Below are 20,008 nucleotides of genomic sequence, written 5' to 3'. Positions count from 1 at the left end.
CGGCGCGAGGGCCGCGTGGCGGAGTCCGGGCGCCGTCAGGGGCGCCCGGACTCCCCCGGGGTCAGTGCTTTTCGAGGTTCAGCTTCGGCAGCATCCGGTCCAGGCCGGCCGGGATCCACCAGGCCTTGCGGCCCATCAGCTGCATCGCGGCGGGGACGATCATCAGGCGGATGATGACGGCGTCGACGAAGACGGCGACGGCCATCCCGAAGCCGAACTGCTGCAGCATGCGATCGCCGTTGAGCATGAAGGCCCCGAAGACCGCGACCATGATGGCGCCGGCGGCGATGATGACTCCGCCGGTGTGCGCCAGCCCTTCGCGGATGGCGGTGGCGTGCTCGTTCGTACGGTCCCACTCCTCCCGGACCCGGGTGACGAGGAAGATCTCGTAGTCCATGGACAGGCCGAAGACGATCGCGAAGACCATGATCGGCAAGAAGGCCTCGATCGGTCCGGGCTCGATGCCGAACATGCCGTTCTGGAAGACGAGCGTCATCGCACCGAGCGCGGCTCCGATACTCAGCAGGTTCAGCAGCGCGGCCTTGAGCGGAACGAGGACCGAGCGGAACACCATGACCAGCAGGAGCAGCGAGAGTCCCACCACGATCGCGATGAACAGCGGCATCCGCTCGGCGACGGTGTCGGAGTAGTCCACGACGGCCGAGGTCGAGCCGCCGACCAGGTACTGGGCACCGGTCTGCTCGCTGAGCGCCGGAAGGACGTCATCGCGCAGCACGTGCACCAGGTCGGAGGTCGCGGCGTCCTGCGGGGCGGAGTCGGGGAACGCGATCACGGTGAACGCGCCGTTGTCCTCGGCGGGGATGGGGCCGGTGGCCGCCGCGATGCCCTGGGTGTCGTTGAGCTTGGCGGTCAGTGCCTGGGCAGCCTGGTCCTTGCCTTCGGCCACCACGACCAGGGGGCCGTTGAAGCCGGGGCCAAAGCCCTCGGCCAGCAGGTCGTAGGCGCTTCGGCTGGTGGACTTCTCCGGGTCGTTGCCCGCGTCGGCGAAGCCGAGCCGCATGCCGAGGGCGGGGGCGGCGAGGGCGCCGAGCGCGGCGACGGCCAGCACCAGGACGGCCAGCGGCCGGCGCTGGACGAATCCGGCCCAGCGGCGCCAGCCGGTGCCCGGGGCGGGCTTGCCCTTGTCGATGCGCTTTTGGGCCTTGGCGGTGAACTGGCGGGCGAAGCGCTTGCCGAAGATCGCAAGGAGGGAGGGCAGCAGGGTGAGCGAGGCCAGCATGGTGACCAGCACGGTGAGCGCGAGCGCCACGGCGGTGCCCTGCAGGGAACCCAGCCCCAGGGCCACCAGGCCCAGCAGGGCGACGATGACCGTGCACCCCGCGAAGAAGACGGTGCGTCCGGCCAGGTCGAGGGCGCGCCGCGAGGCCTCCTCCGCTGAGGCTCCCTTGACCAGTTCGGCCCGGTAGCGGGCGAAGATCAGCAGTGCGTAGTCGATGCCGACGCCCAACCCCACCAGGATCATGATGTACGGGGTGTAGCTGGCGATGGTGAAGGTGTGCGAGAGGAGGATGATGGCGCCCAGGGTGCTGCCGACCGCGAACAGCGCGGTGATGACCGGCAGTCCGGCCGCGATGACCGTGCCGAACATGATGCCGAGGATCACCAGGGCGGCGAGCATGCCGGCGCCTTCCGCCGCTCCGCTCTCCTGCTCGGCCAGCTTCCTGGCCGCGTCGCCGCCGAGTTCGACCTGCAGACCGTCGGACTGCGCCGTGCGGGCGGTGTCCAGGATGCGCTGGGTGTCGGCCTTGTCCATGTCCTCGGCCTTGCCGTCCAGGACGACCGTGGCGTAACCGATCGTGCCGTCCTTGGAGAGGGCGGACCGGTCCTGGTAAAGGCTGCGCACCTGGGCGACCTTGGGCAGGTCGGCGACCTCGGCCAGCATGGCGGACACCCGCCGCTTCACGGCCTGCGCGGTGAGGCCGTCCTTGTCGTGCAGCACGATGTCCACGGAGTCGCCCGCGTCGGCGGACCCGTGTTCCTTCATGACGTCCAGCGCCTGCTGGCTCTCGGTGCCGGGCAGTGAGAAGTCGTCCCGGTAGCGGTCACCGGCTGCCGAGGCTCCTGCCCAGACACCGACGAGGATCACCAGCCACAGCACCAGCGCCGTCCACCGGTGGCGCTGGGCGAAGCCGGCGGTGCGCTCAAGGACGCTTGTGCGGGGTGGGGGCGGCGCCGGGCGATTCTCCTGCGTCTGGGCGGGCGTATAGGTCACCGTGCGCTCCTTGTCTGGGTCACTCACCCAGGGATTCCACAGCGGTCTCGAGCATCGCCTGAGGCGTGCTGGAGCGCGAGCAGAGCCAACTGGGCGTCAGTTCGTGGGAAGAGGGGGCGAGGACAGGTGCAGCACACGCAGTACCCGGGCCCCGCTCTTGGGCTGGGGGGCGTCGTGTCCTGCGCGCAGCAGAGTGCGCCGGGTGACCGTCATGGTCACCGGGTCGAGCTCGGTGACGTGCGAGTGGACCGCCGGGTCCCGCAGGGCGGCGCGGTGGCGTTCCCGTTCGAGTTCGGCGGCCTCGCGCAGGTCCGTCACGGGCCCCAGCTCCTCGGACTGGGCCACCAGGTGTGCGACGGGCCCGCTGCCGGTGCTCAGCTGGATCACGGTGCCCGTCCGCACGGGCACCGGGCCGAACGCGGAGCACAGTCCGGCGTACTCGCCTCCGGTGAGGAAGGAGCTGAACTCGGCGGTGTCGGCCCACACATAGAACGGCGCGTAGCTGTTGTGTCCGTCACCGCTTTCGGCCTCGGTGACGCAGAAGGCCTTCAGCAGCAGTCCTGCCCTGGTGTCCCAGGGTGCGGCCTTGGCCGCCACCCGGTCGCGGATCCGGGCCATGTCGTAGTCGGCGGGAAGAGGGATGGAGTAATGAGCGGACAGCATGGTCCCGGTCACCTCGTTCGCTTAGAACGGCAGAGGAACTGCCGGTCGCCGAGGGTGCCGTTTCCTGCTTGAGTCCTGGTCGGGCGGTGCAGGGGCGCGGCGGCTACTTGGCCTGAAGCCGCTGGGTCTCGGTGTGGAAGATCTCGTTGCTCCGGTCGGTGATCTCCAGGAGCAGTTCGAGCTGCTCCTCGGTGAGCCCGGACAGGAGCTCGCCGAACGCCGCCCGGTAGTCGGTCAAAAGGACGTCGACCTGTGCGGCGAAGGCCTCGGGCACGGCTTCGACGATGACGCGCCTGCGGTCCACCGGGTCGGGCCTGCGCCGGACGAAGCCGGCCTTCTGCAGCCGGTCGATCACCGTGGTGATGGCGCCGCCGCGGCTGAGGCCGACCTGTTCGGCAAGGTGTCCCGGGGTCGTGGGGCCTTCCAGGTCCAGCAGGCTCAGACAGTTGAAGTCGGTGGCGTTGAGCCCCACGGCCTGGGCCACCGCCGACTGGAACAGGACGGTCCTGGCGGCCTGCACCCGCAGCGCCGTCGCCAGTGCCAGCAGCCCGGATCCGGGGCCGTCCGCGCTGTCCGCCGCACCGTCAAGACCCATGTCGGGGCTGCCCTTTCTCTCTGGTGATCGAGACCAGCAGCCTACTGCCCTGCCTGGGCCGCTCCGTCGTCCGACGGTCGCTCTCAGGCGGCCCGCCGCACTCTGTCCACCCGCATCCTGATGGCCTTGGCGCCCACCGAGAACAGCGGCCCGCTGGTCGCCAACGGCTTGATGCGGCCGTTGTGGAAGGCCTCGACGAGCCAGTGGCCGTCCTTTTTGACCAGCGTGAGTGTCTGCCTCGAAAGCCGCTTGGGCACGATTTCGGGCTGCCAGGGGTAGAGCGCGGCCCCGGTGGCGACCACCACCGCGACGTCGTCGCGCAGCACGTGGACGCTCTCGATCTCGTGGGTGACCAGCCGCGTCCCGTACAGCAGGGTGCGGAACATCAGGCTGTGCATGTCCGCGATCTCCTGGCGGCCCCTGAGCAGCGTCCCGTTGAACTGGACGTAGGTGGCGTCGGGGGTGAAGAGCGCCGCGTAACCCTCGCCGTCCGCGTGGTCCCAGCGGTCGTTGAGCTGCTGGATCAGGGTGCGGACGTCGAGTTCTGGCGGGCTGGTCGTGGTGGCGCACATGACATCCCTCTCTCGGACGAATTCTCTCTATCTTCGCTCTTCTCTAATTTAGAGAGACTTTTCCGCTCCGTCAAGCCGCAACGGAAAGCACCCCGGGCGGGCCGCTGCAGCGGCCCGCCCGGGGTGCTTTGACACGCACTCAGAACGCGATCGGGAACAGCCCGTCGTAGGCCCCCGCCCGGACGGCGAGCAGCGCCGCGAGCGTGCGCAGCGGCGTGTGGTCGGCCGACTTCAGCTGGTCCCCGCTCTCCGCGCAGCGGTCACCCGCGCAGAGCCCGGCCCGCCGCCAGGCCGCCTCGATGTCCGCGGCCGGGCGCGTGATCCACACCCCGGCCACCGAGGACTCGAACGAGGCGCCCTTGCCGCTGGAGTACACGCCCTCACCGACCCGGGACGCCCGCGCCTCCCGTACCGCCTGCTGCCGCAGCCGCGCGTCGTCGCACGTCTGGGCGACGGCCGCGAGGCGCGCGGCACGGGTCAGCGAACCGCCCTTGCCCGAACTGCCCTTGCCCGGCGGGGACTTGAGGCTGCGCAGCGCTGATCCGGGTGCGCACAGCTGGTCCCGGCCCCGGGCGGACGCCCCCAGGTCGAGGGCGCTCAGCAGCAGCCGGGCCTCGTCCCCGGCGGGCAGGGAGGCCGCCGACGACGCGGGCAGCCGGGCGTCGACCGTGCGCACCAGGGGGGCGCCCAGCCTCCGCACGAGCTGTTGCAGGTTCACCCGGACCGCCAACTGCGCGGTGTCATAGGGGGCCTTGTGGCGGGAGGCCGCCGGCAGCCAGATCTCGCGCACCTGGCGGGCCAGCCCCGCCGCGAACGGCTCGGTGTGCCCGGTGCGCCCGGCGATCTCCATCGCGGCGGCCGAGGAGCCGAGCGCGGACTCCCGCGCCTCCTTCCTGGGCCAGCCCATGCGGGAGTGCGGCCCGGGTGCGGGCGCCTTGGCACCCGCACAGCCCAGCCGCAGGGCCAGATAGGTGGCCTGCGGATCGCCGGCCGTGCCGCCGGGCAGGGCCACCCCGCCGTCGGGCCCTACCGCCGCCGTGCAGGACGCCGGGTCGAACGCCGGCAGCCGGACGCCGAGTTGACCCGCCGCCGTGCGCAGCGCGTCCTCCGAGGCGAGCCGGACGGCGTCCATGTCGTGCTGGGCCAGGGCCCGGTGGGCGGTCGCGGCGAGCGCCGCCGTGCGTGGGGGCGGGGTCAGGTCCAAGGTGCCCGCGATCTGCAGGAGCGAGATCGCGGCACCGGGGTCGCGGGTGACATCGGCCGGGGTCAGGGAGGCCAGCAGGCCCGTCGCCCGGGTCCGCACCGGTGCGGGCACGGGCAGCCCGAGCCGGGTCAGCACCCGCACGGCCACAGCGGTGCTGCCCTGGTCGGCCGCCTTGGCGGAGCTTGCCGTGCGGTAGCCCTCGCCCCTGCGCAGCCCTTCCAGGGCACGGGCGACGCGTGCCCGCCCGGGGCTGCCGCCCGCGGCGAGCTGGGCCTCGACGGCGAACTCGATCTGGGCGATATCAGGGAGGCCCGAGGACTCCAGGCGGCCCTGCTCCGCGGCGGAGACCCACGGCCGCATCCGGTCCGGTTCGACGTGTACGCCGCGGGAGCCCGCGAGCTTCGCCGTGCGCAGCCGCCAGGTCGTCTCATACAGCGAGAAGGGCGAGCTCGCCGTGGACTGGGCGCCGTCCACGAAGTAGCCGCGCTTGCCGTCGCTCACCCAGGAGTCCAGCAGCAGCTCCCGCGCGTCGACGCGCGGCGCCGGCGCACCCGCACCGGCGTCCCGCGCCCCGGAGGGCCCGCCGGGGCCGCAGCCCGTGACCGCCACGAGCAGGGCGACGCAGCCGGCCCGCACCGCTCCCAGCCGGGAGCGGTGCGGGCCCGAGGAATCTGCCCTCATCAGCTGTAGGCCCTGTCCTGGCTCGTCACGGTGAAGAAGGACGAGCCGAACTGGAAGGTCCCGGTCACCGAGTGGCTGATCCGGAACACATTCGAGTAGTCGTCGTGGTTGGGCGGGTAGAACGCGACCTGGTCATAGGTGTGCTGGCTGTACCAGTTCCGCTCCACCTCGGTGCTCCAGCTCGCCTCGGCCGAACTGCCGGTGCTCTTGACCGCGGCGCCCTCGGGGGCACCGACCACCAGGAACGGAGCACCGACCGAACCGATGCGCCAGGTGTCGGTGTGCTTGATGCTGTCCGCGTTGAACGGGCGGCCACCGAGCCAGGCCACATCGGACTTGGTGTCGGTGAAGATGGCGTAGTACTCCATGAACGGGACCTTGACGAAGCTGGACCCGGCCGCGGAGATGGCCCCGGGGGCCCCGCCCGCGGGCGAGACCCGGCTCGACTTGGTGGAATCCAGCCACTGATCCCGGGTCGGGAAGCCGGACTGGTCGCCGTGGCCACCGTCGTCGCCACCCGTGCCACCGCTGTCGCCGCCCGTGCCACCACCACTCGTCTCGCCGGTCGTAGCACCCGCCGTCTCGCCGGTCGTGCCGGCGGCCGTGCCGGCTGCGCTCTCCTGGGAGGCGGCGGCCTTCTGACGCTCCGCGCGCTCCTTCTTCGCCGCCTGGAGGAGTTGGCGTTTGTCGCGGACGGAGGGGTCCGCGACCCGGACCTCGCCGTGCGCGTCCTGCTTGTGCACGACGGTTCCCGGTGTGGCGCTCTCGGCGGCCTGGGAGTCCGAAGCGCCCTGGGTCACTCCGACGGCGACCGAGGCCAGGAGCAGCGTGGCCACGCCGGCGAACGAGGCCGAGCGCCTGCTGCGGATGGCGATCCCCATGGTGGGTCCTTTCTGTATCGACGGTGTACGGGGGCGGGTGGGGGTCACGACTGCGGGCGCCGGACGTAGATGTCGGGCTGTTTGTTGGTGTCACCGGCGACCAGGTTGGTCGCGTAGGAGGCGAAGACGATGGAGCGCGCGGTGAAGTCGGAGTCCGGGAAGTAGCTGGCCCCGTCGGCCTGCTGGCCCTCGTTGCCCACGCTGATCCGGCGCAGGCCGCCCTCGGGCAGGTCGGCGACGAAGATGTCGCGCACCTTGTTGGTGTCACCGGCGACCAGGTTGGGGCCCGCCGACGACATCGGTATGTGCTGGGAGTCGCCGCTGATGCTGGCCCAGAACGTGCCGCCGGGCGCGGGGACGCCGTCGGTCCCCTTGTCGATGAGGCGCAGCGTGCCTTCCTGGAGGTCCTGGAGGTACGCGTGGTTCTGCCCGGTGGCCGGGCTCTCCGCGGTCAGGTTGGTGGCGTGCGAGTTGAGCACCACGTAGCGGTTGTCGTCACTGATGGTGCCGCCGATGGTGATCTGGTCGGACTCCACGCCCTCGGCGTTGACGCTCAGCCGTGTGGTGCGGCCGGTGCGGACGTCGTGCAGGAACTCGTCGACCTTGCCGTTGGTGTCCCCCTCCACCAGGTTGGTGGCGTTGGAGAAGAGGGTGATGAAGCGGCCGTCGGCGCTGATCTGGGTGCCGTCGGTGGCGGCGTTGCCCGGGGTGCCGTCGGAGCTCCTGCTCGTGCGCACCACGGTGCCGGTCTTCATGTCGCGCACCACGCTGTCCCAGGTGTCCGGCGTGTCACCGCCCAGGATGTTGGTGGCCGCGGTGGTGAAGGCGACGTAGCGGCCGTCGGCGCTGACGGTCGGCCGCAGGCTGTCGTTGTCACCCTCCTTGCCGTCCTTGTCCCGGGAGACCAGGACGGTCTCGCCGGTCTGCAGGTCGGCCCGGAAGATCTGGGACTTGCCGCCCCGGGTTCCGGGGACCAGGTTGGTCGAGTCGGCCGCGTAGACGACATAGCGCCCGTCGTTGGAGATGATCGGGTCGATGCTGGTGCAGCCGTTGGATTCGGCGCCCTTCATCCCGGTGTTGACACGCGTCGTCCTGGCCTCGTCGAGATCGCGCAGGAAGACGTCGCTGCAGTCGTTGCGGTCCCCCCTCACCAGATTGCTGGCATGGGACGTGAAGACGACCAGGCGGCCGTCACCACTGATCGAGGCCCGCTCACTGGGACCGTTGGCCGGTTCACCACCCCGGCCCACACTGACCAGCAGAGTCTCCTCGGCCGACGCGGCGGCCCTTTCGGTCTTCTCCGCGGCGGGCGCGGGCGCGGCGGTGGCCGCGACGAGCGCCAGCGCGGAACCCAGCAGCGCTCCGCGCGTGGCTCGTACGCGCCCCGCTCGTTCCTTGATCATTCAAGCCTCCTCGTGCCGCAGCCCCTCGGCCGTCGGTTGCGGCAGAGATTCACACCGGCGGCTCGGGAGGGACTCGAGAGGACCTTGACACCACGCGGGAGCGGCGCTGCGCACAGGAGGCGGACAGAGCACAGCCACCCGGGTCCGCGGGGGATGTAGACCCGGATGGCTGCGGTTCAGGGGGCGGCGCGGGAGGCCGCCGGTGGTGACGTGGGACGGAGGCGGCCGGGAGCACGGCGGCCGAAGCGGCCGGCGGACTCCTCAGGCGCGCCTTTGGGCACCAGCCTCTTCACGGCTTCGTCTTCGCGGTTTCCCGCACCGCTAGACTAATCCCATAGATGGGATTTCTTGACTGATGGGAAATCTCGATGAATCGAAATATATTTGCCGGAGGCTTCTCATGTCAACTCCCGACCGACGGGCGCAGCTTGTCGCCAGGATCGAGGACGACGTACGGGACAACGGCGGGCGCGGCCAGCTCTTCCACCAGGCCATCGCCGAGCGCTTCGGCCTCAACCCGACCGATCTCAAATGCATCGATCTGGCGCGCAGCGAGCAACGGCCGACCGCGGGCAGGATCGCCGAGATCACCGGCATGAGCACCTCGGCGACCACCGCCGTGCTGGACCGGATGGAGCGGGCCGGGTTCATCGAGCGGGTCCGCGACCCCGGCGACCGGCGCCGGGTCATCGTCGTCTCCACCGGCCTCAGGGAGCAGGAACTGGCCGAGGCGTTCGCGCCGATGAGGGAGGTCATGCGCACCGCGCTGGAGGCGTACGACGACGAACAGCTGGCCCTCATCGCCGGATTCACCGGCCGGGTCAACGACATTCTGCGGGAGGTGACCCGGCAGTTGGCGGCCCGGCCGCCCGCGCGGGCGGCCGGCTCCGCGCTCACCAGGAGACGGGAAGCGAACTGACGCCTCTGATCATTCCCCTGCCCCAGACCACCTCGTCGTCGGCGACGGCGAGCTTCAGCGCGGGAAAGCGCCGCAGCAGCACGGTGAACGCCACCTGGAGCTCGGCCCGGGCCAGGGGCGCGCCCAGGCAGTGGTGGATACCGGGGCCGAACGCGACGTGCCGGTTGGCCGTGCGGCCCAGATCGAGCCGGTCCGGCTCGGGGAACACGGCGGCGTCCCGGTTGGCCGAGGCCGTGGAGGGGATGACGCCCTCCCCCGGACGCACGAGCGTGGAGCCGATCTTCAATTCCTCGGTCGCGATCCGGATGGTGCCGCCGCTCACCGGTCCCGGCGTCCAGCGCAGCAGCTCCTCCACGGCCGCGGCCGGAAACTGCTCACCGCCGCGCAGCGGTTCCAGCTGTCCGGGGTGGCGCAGCAGCGCGAGCACCGAATTGGCGAGGGAGTGCGCCACCGTGTGATACCCGGCGGTGATCAACGTCCCCGCGACAGTGACCAGTTCGGCGGCGCTGAGCCGGTCGTCGTCCCGGGCCGAGATGAGCGCGGTAAGCAGATCGGCGCGGTCCGGGTCCTGCGATGGCCGCCGCGCCTTCTCGGCGACCAGGTTGCGCAGATAGTCCGCGAGCCGCTCCCTGGCCTCGGCCACCGCCTCGCCCGCCTGGGGCTCCAGCGTCAGGGCCGCGTCCGTCCAGGCACGGAAGGAGTCCCGGTCGGCCGGGGGCACGCCGAGCAGTTCGCAGATCGTGATGATGGGCAGCGGCATGGACAGGTGGGTGACGAGGTCCGCGGGCGAACCCGTCTCCTCCATCACGTCGAGCAGCGCCTCGGCCGTGCGGGCGATGCCCGGCTTGAGCCGCTCGATGCGGCGGCTGGAGAAGGCGGGCACAAGCAGCCGGCGCAGCCGGGTGTGGTCGGGCGGGTCCATCGCCATGAGCGAGTCGGGCTCGGGCCTGGCCGGGCCCAGCCGCACGGAGCCCTCGCGCGTGGTGGCCGCCCGGCTCAGGCGCTGGTCGGTCAGGACGGTGCGGACGTCCTCGTACCGGGTGACCAGCCAGGCCTGGTACCCGGTCGGCAGCTGCACCCGGGCCACCGGGTCGCTCTCGCGCAGCCTGCCGAACTCCCCCGGCGGGTCGAAGAGCTGCTCGGGCTGGAAGGGGAAGCGCAGTTCACCATCGGCGTCGTCCGCCATGTCAGTTCTCCACTTCCATCTGCCCCATCATGCCCATGGTCAGATGGCCCATCAGGTGGCAGTGGTACATGAACTTGCCGGTGTAGTCGGTGAACTTGATCTTCACTCGGGCCTTCTTGCCCGGCATCACGGTGATGGTGTCCTTCAGCCCGGCCTCGCTGGGCCCGGGTGCCTGGCCGTCCCGGTCCACCACCAGGAAGTGCTCGAGGTGCGTGTGCAGGGAGTGCGGGATGCCGAACTTGGTGTCCGTGTTCTCGATCGTCCAGATCTCCGTGTCACCGATCTTGGGCCTCAGGTCCACCCGGTCGATGTCGAAGTGCTTGTTGTTGATGAGGTGGTGCCCCGTGGCCGGGTCGAAGGACATGACGAAGCTGCGCTCCACGGTGGCCTTGCCCAAGTCGGGGGCGGGGCGCAGCACTTCGGGCACCCGGCTCGGGTCCTCGGCGGTGCGCACCACGTCGAACCGCATGATCTCGGGGGGCTCGCCGGGGAAGGCGATCAGGTTGCGCAGCACGATCTTCGAGCCGACCGGGAAGCGGGAGAAGTCGATCACGACCTCCTGGCGCTCGGCCGGCCAGATCTCCAGCGTCTTGGACGGTACCGGGGCAGGCAGCAGACCGCCGTCGGAGGCGATGTGCGTCATCTCGTGGCCCTCCTCCCCCAGCTGGAGCAGGAAGGCGCGCTCGTTGGCGGTGTTGGTCAGCCGGAAGCGGTACTTGCGGGCCGCCACCTCGAAGAACGGGCGCGGCGCTCCGTTCACCAGGACGGTCGGCCGGTCCATGAAGTCTTCCAGGTCGTAGACGAGTGTTCCGTCGGCCGCGAACTTGGCGTCCCGCAGATACAGCGAGACGTCGTAGCGGCCCTTGGGGAGCGGGAGCCGCTCCTCGAACTCGTCGCTCAGCACATAGCCGGCGGCGACACCCCGGTAGATGTTCTCGGCGTGCGCCTCGTGCGAGTGGTCGTGGATCCACATCGTCGACGCCTGCTGCGTGTTGGGGTAGATGAACACCCGGCTCAGGCCCGGCGCGTTCTCGTCGTGGGGGTGGCCGTCGTAGCGGGCCGGCACGTGTCCGCCGTGCAGATGCATGGAGAAGGGCACATCCAGCTCGTTGACCTGCTGAATGACCACCGGGCGCCCCCGGGTGGCCCGGATGAGGGGGGTCAGCTGCCCGTTGAAGGTGCGCATCTTGGTGGTGGTCCCGGGCAGGATGGCGGTCTGAACCTCGCGCGTCGCCAGCCGGTAGTAGTCGTAATCCGTGAACCCGGCGATGGGACGGCCCCTGGTGCGGGCCGGGCGCATCGCGCGGGGCACCCGCAGCGGCACACGGAACATCGGCTCGGCCGCGACCGCCTTGGACGCCGTTCCCGTCGTATTGAGAGCGAGCGCGGCGCCGGATCCGACCGCCAGAAGTCCCGTGGCGGCTCCCGCCTTGAATATCTGTCTGCGCGTCAGCACCGTTTCTCCTTCGCCCGGCCGCCGAGGCCGCCGCCTGTCTCCCATGCGTTTTCTGTACGCCGCATTCACCCGGAGTGCGCTCGGTGCTTGCTAGAGCGGCGGTGCAGCCGGTGACGGGGTCCTGTGCAGCTTGTGCTGCGCCGCCTGGGCCCGTGGCCGTACCACCAGCAGATCGACGTTGACGTGTGCGGGGCGGGTCACGGCCCAGGCCACCGTGTCGGCGATGTCGGCCGCGGTGAGCGGCTCGGCCACGCCCTCGTAGATCTGCGCCGCCTTGCGCTCGTCGCCGCGGAAGCGGTTGAGCGCGAACTCCTCGGTGCGCACCAGGCCCGGCGCGATCTCGACCACGCGCACCGGCTCCCCGCACAGCTCCAGGCGCAAGGTGGCGGCGAGCGCGTGCGCACCGTGCTTGGCCGCCGCGTAGCCGCCTCCGCCCTCGTACGTCGTGTGCCCCGCGGTGGAGGAGAGCACGACGACGGTGCCGTTGCCCGAGGCCGTCAGAGCGGGCAACAGCGCCTGGGTGACGTTCAGGACACCCAGTACGTTCACCTCGAACATGGCCGCCCAGTCGGCGGGCTCGCCCTTGGCGACGGTCTCCGTGCCGATCGCCCCGCCCGCGTTGTTGACCAGCACGTCGACCGCGCCGGCCGCGGCCGCGAAGGCCTGGACCTGGGCCCGGTCGGTGACGTCGAGGGGGTGGGCCAGCGCCTGGTGCCCCTGCCCGGTCAGTTCTTCGGCGAGCGCGTCCAGGCGGTCCTTGCGGCGCCCGGTGAGCACCACGCGGTACCCCTCGGCGGCGAGCCTGCGCGCGGTGGCGGCGCCGATCCCGCTGCTGGAGCCGGTGATGACAGCGGTAGGGGTGGTCATGGGAAGGCCTCCTGCTCGGGCGCGGGGCCGGAGACTCACCGGCCCCGAGCAGCGTGCCCACCGCCACTCGAGTGTCCCTGCATTTCCTGTCGCACGGCGCCACCGCCCGCCCAGCAGGGCCGCCGTCACCGGCAGGTGCCGCGCCTTCGATACACACTGCAGCCATTCTTGAGTCCGCCTGCGGAGCATGCCGGGCCTCGGACCAATCCACTTCGCACCGCCCGCGGTGCGGTGCACCGTCCCGGCCCTGGCTGCCGGGACTGAGGAGGAACCCGTCATGCACGCGACCCCAAGCCGCCCGGACTCGTTGGCCGATGGAAAGGGCCGTCTCGCGCGCCGCGGGATGCTGGCCGGACTGACGGCAGCCGCCGTTCTCGTCCCCGCGGCCACGGCATCGGCGGCACCCCGGCAGCGGCGCCACCCCGCCGGGCCGACCATCCAGGCCGTCGCCTCCGCGACGGGCATCGAACTGAGCACACAGGCGGTGCCCGCGGGTCCGCTCACCCTCTCGGTCTCCACGAGCGAGCCCAAGCAGCAGCCGCTCGGCCTCATCCGGCTGCGCCCCGACACCGACCTGGACACCTTCCTGGTCCACTACAAGACGGCGGCGACCGCCAAGGACCCGGCGGTGCGCCGGACCGCGCTCGCGCAGATCGACTCCGAGGCCCACTACTTCGGCGGTGCGGCGGTCACCTCGGCCAGCGGCACCGTCTCCGTGTCGTGGATCCTGGCCCCCGGCACCTACCACCTCATCAACTACACGGCGGCCGATCCCGCCCGCCCCGAGACCGGGATACGCGAGCTGCGGGTCGGCCCGCCCGAGCACCGGCCCGTCCAGCCGTGGGCCCCCACGCAGGTCATCGCCCCCTACGACGACGGCGCCGACGGCCGCTTTCTGACCGCGTCGGTCCTGCCCGCGAAGGGCACCTTCCAGGTCGTCAACCACTCCGCGCAGCTGAACGAAGTGATGCTCTACAAGGCGACCGCCGAAGCCGACGCCGAGACCGTCACGGCCTGCATGGAGGCGCTGCGCCAGGGCAAGGAGCCGGCCCTCTTCCCCTTCACGGGCCTGCCCACCGGACTCACCCCGCTCTCCCCCGGCGCCAGCGCGGTCTTCTCGCTCTCCCTGGAACCCGGCCGCTACCTGATGACCAGCTTCATCAGCAACCGGACCACCTTGACCAAGCGCGCCTTCGAGGGCATGTGGCGACTGGTCACCCTGCGCTGAACCTTCCCCCCATGCCGCCCTGGTCCTTACGAGAGAGAGATGAACACGGTATGAGGACAGTGGCTCAACGAGACGGACGGCGGCGCATCCTGCTGTCGACGGTCTCCTCGGACGCCCACACCTGGAATCTGGTCTTTCTGCAGCTTCTCCTGGAGGAATCGGGCCACGAAGTCGTCAATCTCGGGCCCTGCGTACCGGACCAGCTGCTGATCGACTCGGCGCGCAGGATCCGTCCCGACGCGGTCGTCATCAGCACCGTGAACGGGCACGGAGAGCTCGACGGCGCCCGTGCGATCCGTAAGCTGCGCGCCGATGCCGTGGCCCGGGACATCCCCGTGATCATCGGGGGCAAGCTGGGGACCATCGGTGAGACCAGTGACGCCGCGGCCGAGTCGCTCATCGAGGCGGGTTTCGACGCGGTCTTCTCCGACACCGCCGACACCGCCGTCTTCGGCCGCCTGCTCGCCGCTCTGCCCGGAGCACGCACGGCGGCCCTCACCGCCGCCCCCGAGCAGCCCTCCCGTGCGCTTCCCCGGGCGCACCGGACCGCAAAGGGCCGGCCAGCATGAGCGAGCCGAATCTGCCGGCGCCCCTCTCCGCCGACCTCGGCACCTATGTGCGCCGGGCCGCGGCCGCCAACGAACTGGTGGTCCAGCCCCGGATGGGGATGGCCGAACCGGACACGATGGCGGCAGGGCTGCGCGCCGTGGGCGCCGTCCCGCACCGCACGGTCGGCACCATCACGCTGGACGCCTACACCCGGGTCGGCGAACACGACCACGCACGCGCCGCGCTGGCCTCGGGCGACAAGCTGAACGGATTCCCGATCGTGGTGCACGGCCCGGCCGTCGCCGCCGAGGTCGCCTCGGCCGCCGCCGGGCGGCCCGTCCAGGTCCGGCACGGATCCGCCACCCCCCTGGCCATTTTCCGCACGATGGCACAGGCGGGGCTCACCGCGAGCGAGGGCGGCCCGGTCTCCTACTGCCTGCCCTACGGAAGGACACCGCTCGCCGAGTCGGTCGCCAACTGGCGTGAGAGCAGCGCCGAATTCGCCGCACTCACCCGCAGCCGGCAGCTGAGGGCCCACCTGGAGACCTTCGGCGGCTGCCTGATGGGGCAGCTGTGCCCGCCGTCCCTGCTCATCGCGGTGAGCCTGCTCGAGGGGCTGTTCTTCGCCCAGCAGGGGGTGGAGAGCGTGTCGTTCAGCTATGCGCAGCAGACGGACGCCCGCCAGGACGTCGAGGCGCTCACCGCGTTGCGCATGCTCGCCGACGAGTACCTGCCCGCCGGAATCGACCACCACATCGTGCTCTACGCCTACATGGGGGTCTTCCCCGGCAGCCCCCAGGGCGCGCAGCTCCTGATGGACCGGAGCGCGGAACTCGCCGTCCGGGGCGGCGCCCAGCGGCTGATCGTGAAGACACCGGTGGAGGCCATCAGGCTGCCCACGGTCGCGGAGAACGTCGCCGCCCTGCACTCCGCCGCACGCATCGCGGCGCAGGCCCGGACCGAGAGCCAGGTGCCCTGGGCCCGGGAGGTCGACCCCGGCCAGGTGCTCAGCGAGGCACGTGCACTGATCGAGGCCACCCTCGAGCACCACGACGACGTGGGCACCGCGCTGATCAGGGCGTTCCAGTCGGGCGTGCTCGACGTGCCGTTCTGCCTGCACGAGAACAACCGGGGGCTGACCCAGGCCGGCATCGACGGCGAGGGACGGCTCTGCTGGACCAAGACGGGCCGCCTGCCGCTCCCCTCCTCCAGCCGCGTCTCCGTGCGGGGCAAGGTCACGTCCGGGCGGCTGCTCCAGATGCTCCGCTACACCGCGGACCGGCACGACCTGCTGGCGCTCGACGCCGCACCGGCATCCGACTGGGAGGAGCAGAGGCACGAGCTGCCCCAGGAACTGACCCCGCAGCCGTACCGGATCGCCCTGGTGGGCACCGGGCCGCGCGGCACCTCCGTACTGGAACGGCTGGCGGCACGGCTCGCCGAGCGGCCCGCGAACCGTCCCGTCGAGGTGTACGCGGTGGACGCGGCCGAGGTGGGCCCCGGGCGGATCTGGCGCACCGACCAGCCCCGGTGGTCCTTGATGAACACCGTGGCGGGAGAGGTCACCATCTTCTCCGGACCGCCCGACGGCGGCCGGGACCGGGCGGGTGCGGGCCCCTGCCTGTACGAGTGGTGGCGCACCGTCGACCCGCTGGCCGCGGACCCCGACGTCTGTGCGCCGCGCGCCCTCTACGGGCAGTACCTGAGCCATGCCCTCGACCGGATCGAGGAGACCCTGCCCTCCGAGGTGCTGCGCCTGCACCGCTTCGCGGGCGTCCGCGTCGAGGCGCTCGCCAAGGAGGCCGACGGCCGGTTCCTGCTCTCCCTCGACGACGGCCGTCATCTGCGGGCCGACCGGGTGGTGCTGACGACCGGTCATCCACTGCCCGCCCTGCGGCCCGACCAGCAGGCACTGGCCGACTTCGCGCAGCAGCGCCCGCACCTGCACTACATACGGGGCGACTCGGCGATCGACATGCCGCTGGAGAGCATCCCGGCGGGCGCCGAGGTCGGCGTCCTTGGTCTGGGCCTCTCCTTCTACGACGTGACCGCCGCCCTCACGGTGGGACGCGGCGGACGATTCACCGAAGGCCCCGCGGGTGACCTGCGCTATCTGCCGAGCGGGCGCGAACCGGTGATCACCGCCGGTTCCCGCAGCGGCGCCCCGCTGTTCGCCCGGGGCCTCAACCAAAAGGCCCCCGAGCGCTCCTACCGGCCGCGGCTGTTCACCCATGAGCGGATGCGCGAGGCCCGGCGCAAGGGCAGGCTGGACTTTCGCCGCGATGTGCTGCCCTGGCTGCTGGCCGAAGTGGAACTGGTGCGCTGCGCCGCCGAGTTGCGCCGCGCCTACGGTCCCGACATCGCCGCGCGTTTTCTGGGCCGGGCCACCGAAGCGGCACTGCAGACGACGGCGGCACCGCCCCAGCAGGCCGTGGCCCAGGTGGCGGCCCGGTGCGGTCTGGAGAACCTGGAGCCGCTCGACCTGGAGGCGTGGGCCATGCCGTTCCGGGGGCGGTTGTTCGCCGGTGCCCGGGAGTTCCGGCAGGCGCTGACCACCTTCCTCCACCGGGACCTGGAACTCGCGGCCGAAGGCAACGAGGAGGGACCGGTCAAGGCGTGCCTGGACACCATCCGTGATGTGCGCGGGGTGATCCGCACCGCCGTCGACTTCTCCGGGCTCACCCCCGACTCCCACCGGGACGACTTCTTGCGGGACTTCGTCCCCCTCGCCTCGCGGCTGACCACAGGACCGCCCGCGGTCCGGGTGCGCCAGGTGCTCGCCCTGATGGAGGCCGGCGTGCTGCACATCATCGGCCCCGGCGCCCGGTTCGGCGCGGCCCCGGGCACCGGCCGGTTCTTCGTGGAGTCCCCGCACGTCGCCGGCAGCCGCACGCTCCTCGACACGGTGGTCGATGCCCGGATACCCGAGCCGGACCTGCGGCGCTCTCCCGCCGGCCTGTCCGCCAGGCTGCGTGACGCCGGCCTGCTCACCGCGTACGTCAACCGGGGCCCCGACGGCACCGAGTTCGCCACCGGCGGTGTCGACGTCACCGCGTCGCCCTACCACCCGGTGGGCGCCGACGGCCGGGCCGAGACCGGGCTGTACGTCCTTGGCATCCCCAGCGAGTTCACTCGCTGGTTCACCCAGGTGGGCAGCGGACGGCCCGGGGTGCGCGGCGAGTTCGTCGCCGACGCCGACGCGATCGCCGAGGACGTCCTGGCCGGGGCCGAGCGCGGCGCGCGGCTCGGCGGTCTTGTCCTGGGTGAGCGGTGGCGCACCCTGCTGGACGCCGACACGGGAGGCGAGCACTGATGAGGGGTGCGCCGACGACCGACGCGCACCGCGCGGCCCGGCACACCGCCGCGTCCGACGCCTTCCGGGCCGCGCGCGACCTGCTGCTGCGCCACCGGGGCGACCTGGGAGCGGCCGTGGCGGAGTTCCGCTGGCCGCGCCCGGCCCATTTCAACTGGGCGCTGGAGTGGTTCGACGTGGTGGCGGCCGGGAACACCGCGCCCGCGCTGCGGCTGCTCGACCGTGCGGGCGGCGCGCAGGACATCAGCTACGAGGAGCTGTCGCTGCGCTCGGACGCGGTCGCGGTGTGGCTGACCCGGCTGGGCGTGGCGCGTGGGGACCGGCTGATGGTGGCGCTCGGCACGCAGCGGGAACTGTGGGAGGTGCTGCTCGCCGCGCTGAAGATGGGCGCAGTGGTGGTGCCCTGCCATCCGGAACTGACGGCGGTGCAGGCCGCGGACCGGGTAGGGCGCGGGCGCATCCGGCACCTGGTGTGCCGGGCGGACGTGGTGGAGGCGTTCGCGGGCACGGACGTGCCAGGGGTACGGATCGCCGTCCCCGGCGACGTGCCCGGCGGCGTGCCCGGCGGCGTGCCCGGCGGCGTGCCCGGCTGGACCGACTACCGCGACAGCGACCGGGAGTGCGCCCGGTTCGTCCCCGACCGGCCCACCCCCGCCGACGACGTGGCGTTCTGCTACTTCACCTCGGGCACCACCTCGGCGCCCAAGCTCGTGGCGCACACCCACACCAGTTATCCGGTCGGGCATCTGTCCGGCCTCTACTGGAACGGGCTGCTCCCCGGCGACCTGCACGTCAACGTCTCCTCGCCGGGGTGGGCCAAGCACTCCTGGTCCAGCCTCTTCGTCCCGTGGAACGCCCAGGCCACCGTCGTCGCACTGCCGGACGGGCCGCTCGATGCCGCCCAGGTCCCCCGGGTCCTGCGGGACCAGGAGGCGACCAGCTTCTGCGCACCGCCGAGCGTGTGGCAGCAGCTGCGGCCCCATCTCGGGGCGGCCCTGCCGGCGTTGAGGGAGGCGACGAGCGCCGGCGAGCCACTGGCCGCGGGGCTGGCCGACGAGGTGCTGCGCAGCTGGGGCGTGCGCGTGCGGGACGGCTACGGGCAGACCGAGACGACCGCGCTGATCGGCACCACTCCGGGGACCGAGCCAAGGCCCGGGCTGCTCGGCACACCGCTGCCCGGCTACCGGATCAGCCTGCGCGACCCGCACAGCGGGGAACCGGGTGACAGCGGGGAGATCTGCGTGGAGCTCGACGGCGAGCGGCCCCTTGGAGTGATGGCGGGCTACCTGGACGACCCCGAGCGCACCGAACGGGCCCTGGGGCGCGGCTGGTACGCGACCGGGGACCTCGCCGAGCGCACCCCCGACGGCTGGATCAAGGTGCTGGGCCGCCGCGACGATGTGTTCAAGTCCTACGGCCACCGGGTCTCCCCCTACGAGGCGGAGGCGGCTCTGCGCAGCCATCCGGCCGTCGCCGACCTGGCCGTCGTCCCGGTGCCGGACGCGGCCGCCGGGCTGCTGCCGCTCGCCGTGGTGGTGCCGGCCGCCGGCCGCACGGCAAGTCCCGAGCTGGCCGCCGAGCTGCTGGCCCACTGCGCCAGGACGCTGTCACCCGTGGGCCGTCCAACCCAGGTCGAGTTCACCGCCGAGCTGCCCCGGACGACCTCGGGAAAGGTACGCCGCCGGGAGGTACGCGAGCGGATGGGCAGCACATCCCCTGACACGGACGAGGAGTTCACTACATGACGGACAAGCCGACCCAGAGCACGGCCCCCCTGGTCATCGAGGGGCTCGACCGGCCGCAGGACCTTGGGCACAGGCTCAAGTTCACGCCGCTGACCGCCGACGGGCGGGTCGGTGTGGAGATCTTCCCGCTCTACACCACCGAGCAGACCGGCCCCGGCGGCCCGGCGGCCTCGCTCGTGCGCTACCACCCGGGGGCCGCCGCCGCCCCGCACCGGCACACCGGCTACGAGATCATCCAGGTGCTCGAGGGCGAGCTGATCACCGAGGACGGCGTCCACCCGGCGCACTCGATGCTGGTCCTGCCGCCGGGCAGTGTGCACGCCCCGCGCACCGACAAGGGCGCGCTGATGCTGGTGGTCTGGGAAGCGCCGGTGGAGCCCGCCGAACCGGTGGAGTGAGCCGTCGCAGGTGACAGCCGGGCGCGAGCAGCCTGAACGTGCTCGGCAGCGCCTGGCTGATCGTCTCGATCGTTCTCACGGCCGCGGCGGCCGTGGTGCTCATCGTCCTCGTCCT

16 protein-coding genes are annotated in these 20,008 nt (G+C 71.8%); 6 read left to right on the top strand and 10 right to left on the bottom strand.

The annotated features are described in order from the left end of the window. Window positions 1-61: 61 nt before the first annotated feature. From AB0I94_RS34740 to AB0I94_RS34710, 7 genes are all read right to left on the bottom strand, one after another. Entirely contained in the window at window positions 62-2,119 is a 2,058-nt protein-coding gene (locus AB0I94_RS34740) for an MMPL family transporter (protein WP_363313814.1), read from the bottom strand. A gap of 210 nt (window positions 2,120-2,329) precedes the next feature. Next, window positions 2,330-2,896, bottom strand: a complete 567-nt coding sequence (locus AB0I94_RS34735; protein WP_363313724.1) for a DUF4865 family protein — start codon at window positions 2,894-2,896, stop codon at window positions 2,330-2,332. A 103-nt stretch (window positions 2,897-2,999) separates the two neighbouring features. Then, window positions 3,000-3,491, bottom strand: a complete 492-nt coding sequence (locus tag AB0I94_RS34730; RefSeq protein WP_363313723.1) for a MarR family transcriptional regulator — start codon at window positions 3,489-3,491, stop codon at window positions 3,000-3,002. Window positions 3,492-3,574: 83 nt separating this feature from the next. Further along, complete coding sequence (locus AB0I94_RS34725) at window positions 3,575-4,063, bottom strand: SgcJ/EcaC family oxidoreductase (protein ID WP_363313722.1); 489 nt, start codon at window positions 4,061-4,063, stop codon at window positions 3,575-3,577. A gap of 139 nt (window positions 4,064-4,202) precedes the next feature. Beyond that, window positions 4,203-5,948, bottom strand: coding sequence for a hypothetical protein (locus AB0I94_RS34720; protein WP_363313721.1), 1,746 nt, complete (start codon window positions 5,946-5,948; stop codon window positions 4,203-4,205). Then, complete coding sequence (locus AB0I94_RS34715; RefSeq protein WP_363313720.1) at window positions 5,948-6,829, bottom strand: hypothetical protein; 882 nt, start codon at window positions 6,827-6,829, stop codon at window positions 5,948-5,950. Before AB0I94_RS34715 ends, AB0I94_RS34720 begins: the two co-directional genes overlap by 1 nt. A gap of 44 nt (window positions 6,830-6,873) precedes the next feature. Further along, complete coding sequence (locus AB0I94_RS34710; RefSeq protein ID WP_363313719.1) at window positions 6,874-8,232, bottom strand: hypothetical protein; 1,359 nt, start codon at window positions 8,230-8,232, stop codon at window positions 6,874-6,876. Between the two features lie 400 nt (window positions 8,233-8,632). Here AB0I94_RS34710 and AB0I94_RS34705 point away from each other — a divergent pair, with 400 nt between their 5' ends. After that, on the top strand, window positions 8,633-9,151 hold the full coding sequence (locus AB0I94_RS34705) for a MarR family transcriptional regulator (RefSeq protein WP_363313718.1): 519 nt from the start codon (window positions 8,633-8,635) through the stop codon (window positions 9,149-9,151). Here the strand turns inward: AB0I94_RS34705 and AB0I94_RS34700 are convergent. The 3 genes from AB0I94_RS34700 to AB0I94_RS34690 form a co-directional block, all read right to left on the bottom strand. Further along, window positions 9,126-10,337 carry a cytochrome P450 gene (locus tag AB0I94_RS34700; protein WP_363313717.1) on the bottom strand — a complete coding sequence of 404 codons (1,212 nt, stop codon included), beginning with the start codon at window positions 10,335-10,337 and terminating at the stop codon, window positions 9,126-9,128. The genes AB0I94_RS34705 and AB0I94_RS34700 overlap by 26 nt on opposite strands. Before the next feature lies 1 nt (window position 10,338). Further along, on the bottom strand, window positions 10,339-11,793 hold the full coding sequence (locus AB0I94_RS34695) for a multicopper oxidase family protein (protein WP_363313716.1): 1,455 nt from the start codon (window positions 11,791-11,793) through the stop codon (window positions 10,339-10,341). A 90-nt stretch (window positions 11,794-11,883) separates the two neighbouring features. Next, window positions 11,884-12,660: an SDR family oxidoreductase gene (locus tag AB0I94_RS34690; RefSeq protein ID WP_363313715.1), complete on the bottom strand. Its 777-nt coding sequence runs from the start codon at window positions 12,658-12,660 to the stop codon at window positions 11,884-11,886. A 277-nt stretch (window positions 12,661-12,937) separates the two neighbouring features. Between AB0I94_RS34690 and AB0I94_RS34685 the strand changes: the two genes are divergently transcribed. The 5 genes from AB0I94_RS34685 to AB0I94_RS34665 are packed head-to-tail and all read left to right on the top strand — an operon-like array spanning window position 12,938 to window position 19,893. Then, window positions 12,938-13,888, top strand: coding sequence for a hypothetical protein (locus AB0I94_RS34685; protein ID WP_363313714.1), 951 nt, complete (start codon window positions 12,938-12,940; stop codon window positions 13,886-13,888). A 50-nt stretch (window positions 13,889-13,938) separates the two neighbouring features. Then, window positions 13,939-14,457 (top strand): cobalamin-dependent protein, encoded by a 519-nt coding sequence (locus AB0I94_RS34680; RefSeq protein ID WP_363313713.1) that lies wholly within the window; start codon window positions 13,939-13,941, stop codon window positions 14,455-14,457. Then, on the top strand, window positions 14,454-17,750 hold the full coding sequence (locus AB0I94_RS34675; protein WP_363313712.1) for an FAD/NAD(P)-binding protein: 3,297 nt from the start codon (window positions 14,454-14,456) through the stop codon (window positions 17,748-17,750). Before AB0I94_RS34680 ends, AB0I94_RS34675 begins: the two co-directional genes overlap by 4 nt. Then, on the top strand, window positions 17,750-19,495 hold the full coding sequence (locus AB0I94_RS34670; RefSeq protein ID WP_363313711.1) for an AMP-binding protein: 1,746 nt from the start codon (window positions 17,750-17,752) through the stop codon (window positions 19,493-19,495). Before AB0I94_RS34675 ends, AB0I94_RS34670 begins: the two co-directional genes overlap by 1 nt. Next, a complete protein-coding gene (locus AB0I94_RS34665; protein ID WP_363313710.1) occupies window positions 19,492-19,893 on the top strand; it encodes a cupin domain-containing protein in 402 nt (133 codons plus the stop codon). Before AB0I94_RS34670 ends, AB0I94_RS34665 begins: the two co-directional genes overlap by 4 nt. Window positions 19,894-20,008: the final 115 nt, after the last annotated feature.

Source organism: Streptomyces sp. NPDC050147 (genome assembly GCF_040660195.1).
Classification (GTDB): Bacteria; Actinomycetota; Actinomycetes; order Streptomycetales; family Streptomycetaceae; genus Streptomyces.
Note: the sequence above shows the minus strand (reverse complement) of the source record. Positions and strands in the feature narration are given on the sequence as shown.

Coding starts and splice junctions, on each gene's coding strand:
- AB0I94_RS34715 (WP_363313720.1), bottom strand. CDS start 6,829: ATGGGGATCGCCATCCGCAGCAGGCGCTCGGCCTCGTTCGCCGGCGTG.
- AB0I94_RS34720 (WP_363313721.1), bottom strand. CDS start 5,948: ATGAGGGCAGATTCCTCGGGCCCGCACCGCTCCCGGCTGGGAGCGGTG.
- AB0I94_RS34680 (WP_363313713.1), top strand. CDS start 13,939: ATGAGGACAGTGGCTCAACGAGACGGACGGCGGCGCATCCTGCTGTCG.
- AB0I94_RS34710 (WP_363313719.1), bottom strand. CDS start 8,232: ATGATCAAGGAACGAGCGGGGCGCGTACGAGCCACGCGCGGAGCGCTG.
- AB0I94_RS34670 (WP_363313711.1), top strand. CDS start 17,750: ATGAGGGGTGCGCCGACGACCGACGCGCACCGCGCGGCCCGGCACACC.
- AB0I94_RS34700 (WP_363313717.1), bottom strand. CDS start 10,337: ATGGCGGACGACGCCGATGGTGAACTGCGCTTCCCCTTCCAGCCCGAG.
- AB0I94_RS34665 (WP_363313710.1), top strand. CDS start 19,492: ATGACGGACAAGCCGACCCAGAGCACGGCCCCCCTGGTCATCGAGGGG.
- AB0I94_RS34735 (WP_363313724.1), bottom strand. CDS start 2,896: ATGCTGTCCGCTCATTACTCCATCCCTCTTCCCGCCGACTACGACATG.
- AB0I94_RS34685 (WP_363313714.1), top strand. CDS start 12,938: ATGCACGCGACCCCAAGCCGCCCGGACTCGTTGGCCGATGGAAAGGGC.
- AB0I94_RS34730 (WP_363313723.1), bottom strand. CDS start 3,491: ATGGGTCTTGACGGTGCGGCGGACAGCGCGGACGGCCCCGGATCCGGG.
- AB0I94_RS34690 (WP_363313715.1), bottom strand. CDS start 12,660: ATGACCACCCCTACCGCTGTCATCACCGGCTCCAGCAGCGGGATCGGC.
- AB0I94_RS34725 (WP_363313722.1), bottom strand. CDS start 4,063: ATGTGCGCCACCACGACCAGCCCGCCAGAACTCGACGTCCGCACCCTG.
- AB0I94_RS34705 (WP_363313718.1), top strand. CDS start 8,633: ATGTCAACTCCCGACCGACGGGCGCAGCTTGTCGCCAGGATCGAGGAC.
- AB0I94_RS34675 (WP_363313712.1), top strand. CDS start 14,454: ATGAGCGAGCCGAATCTGCCGGCGCCCCTCTCCGCCGACCTCGGCACC.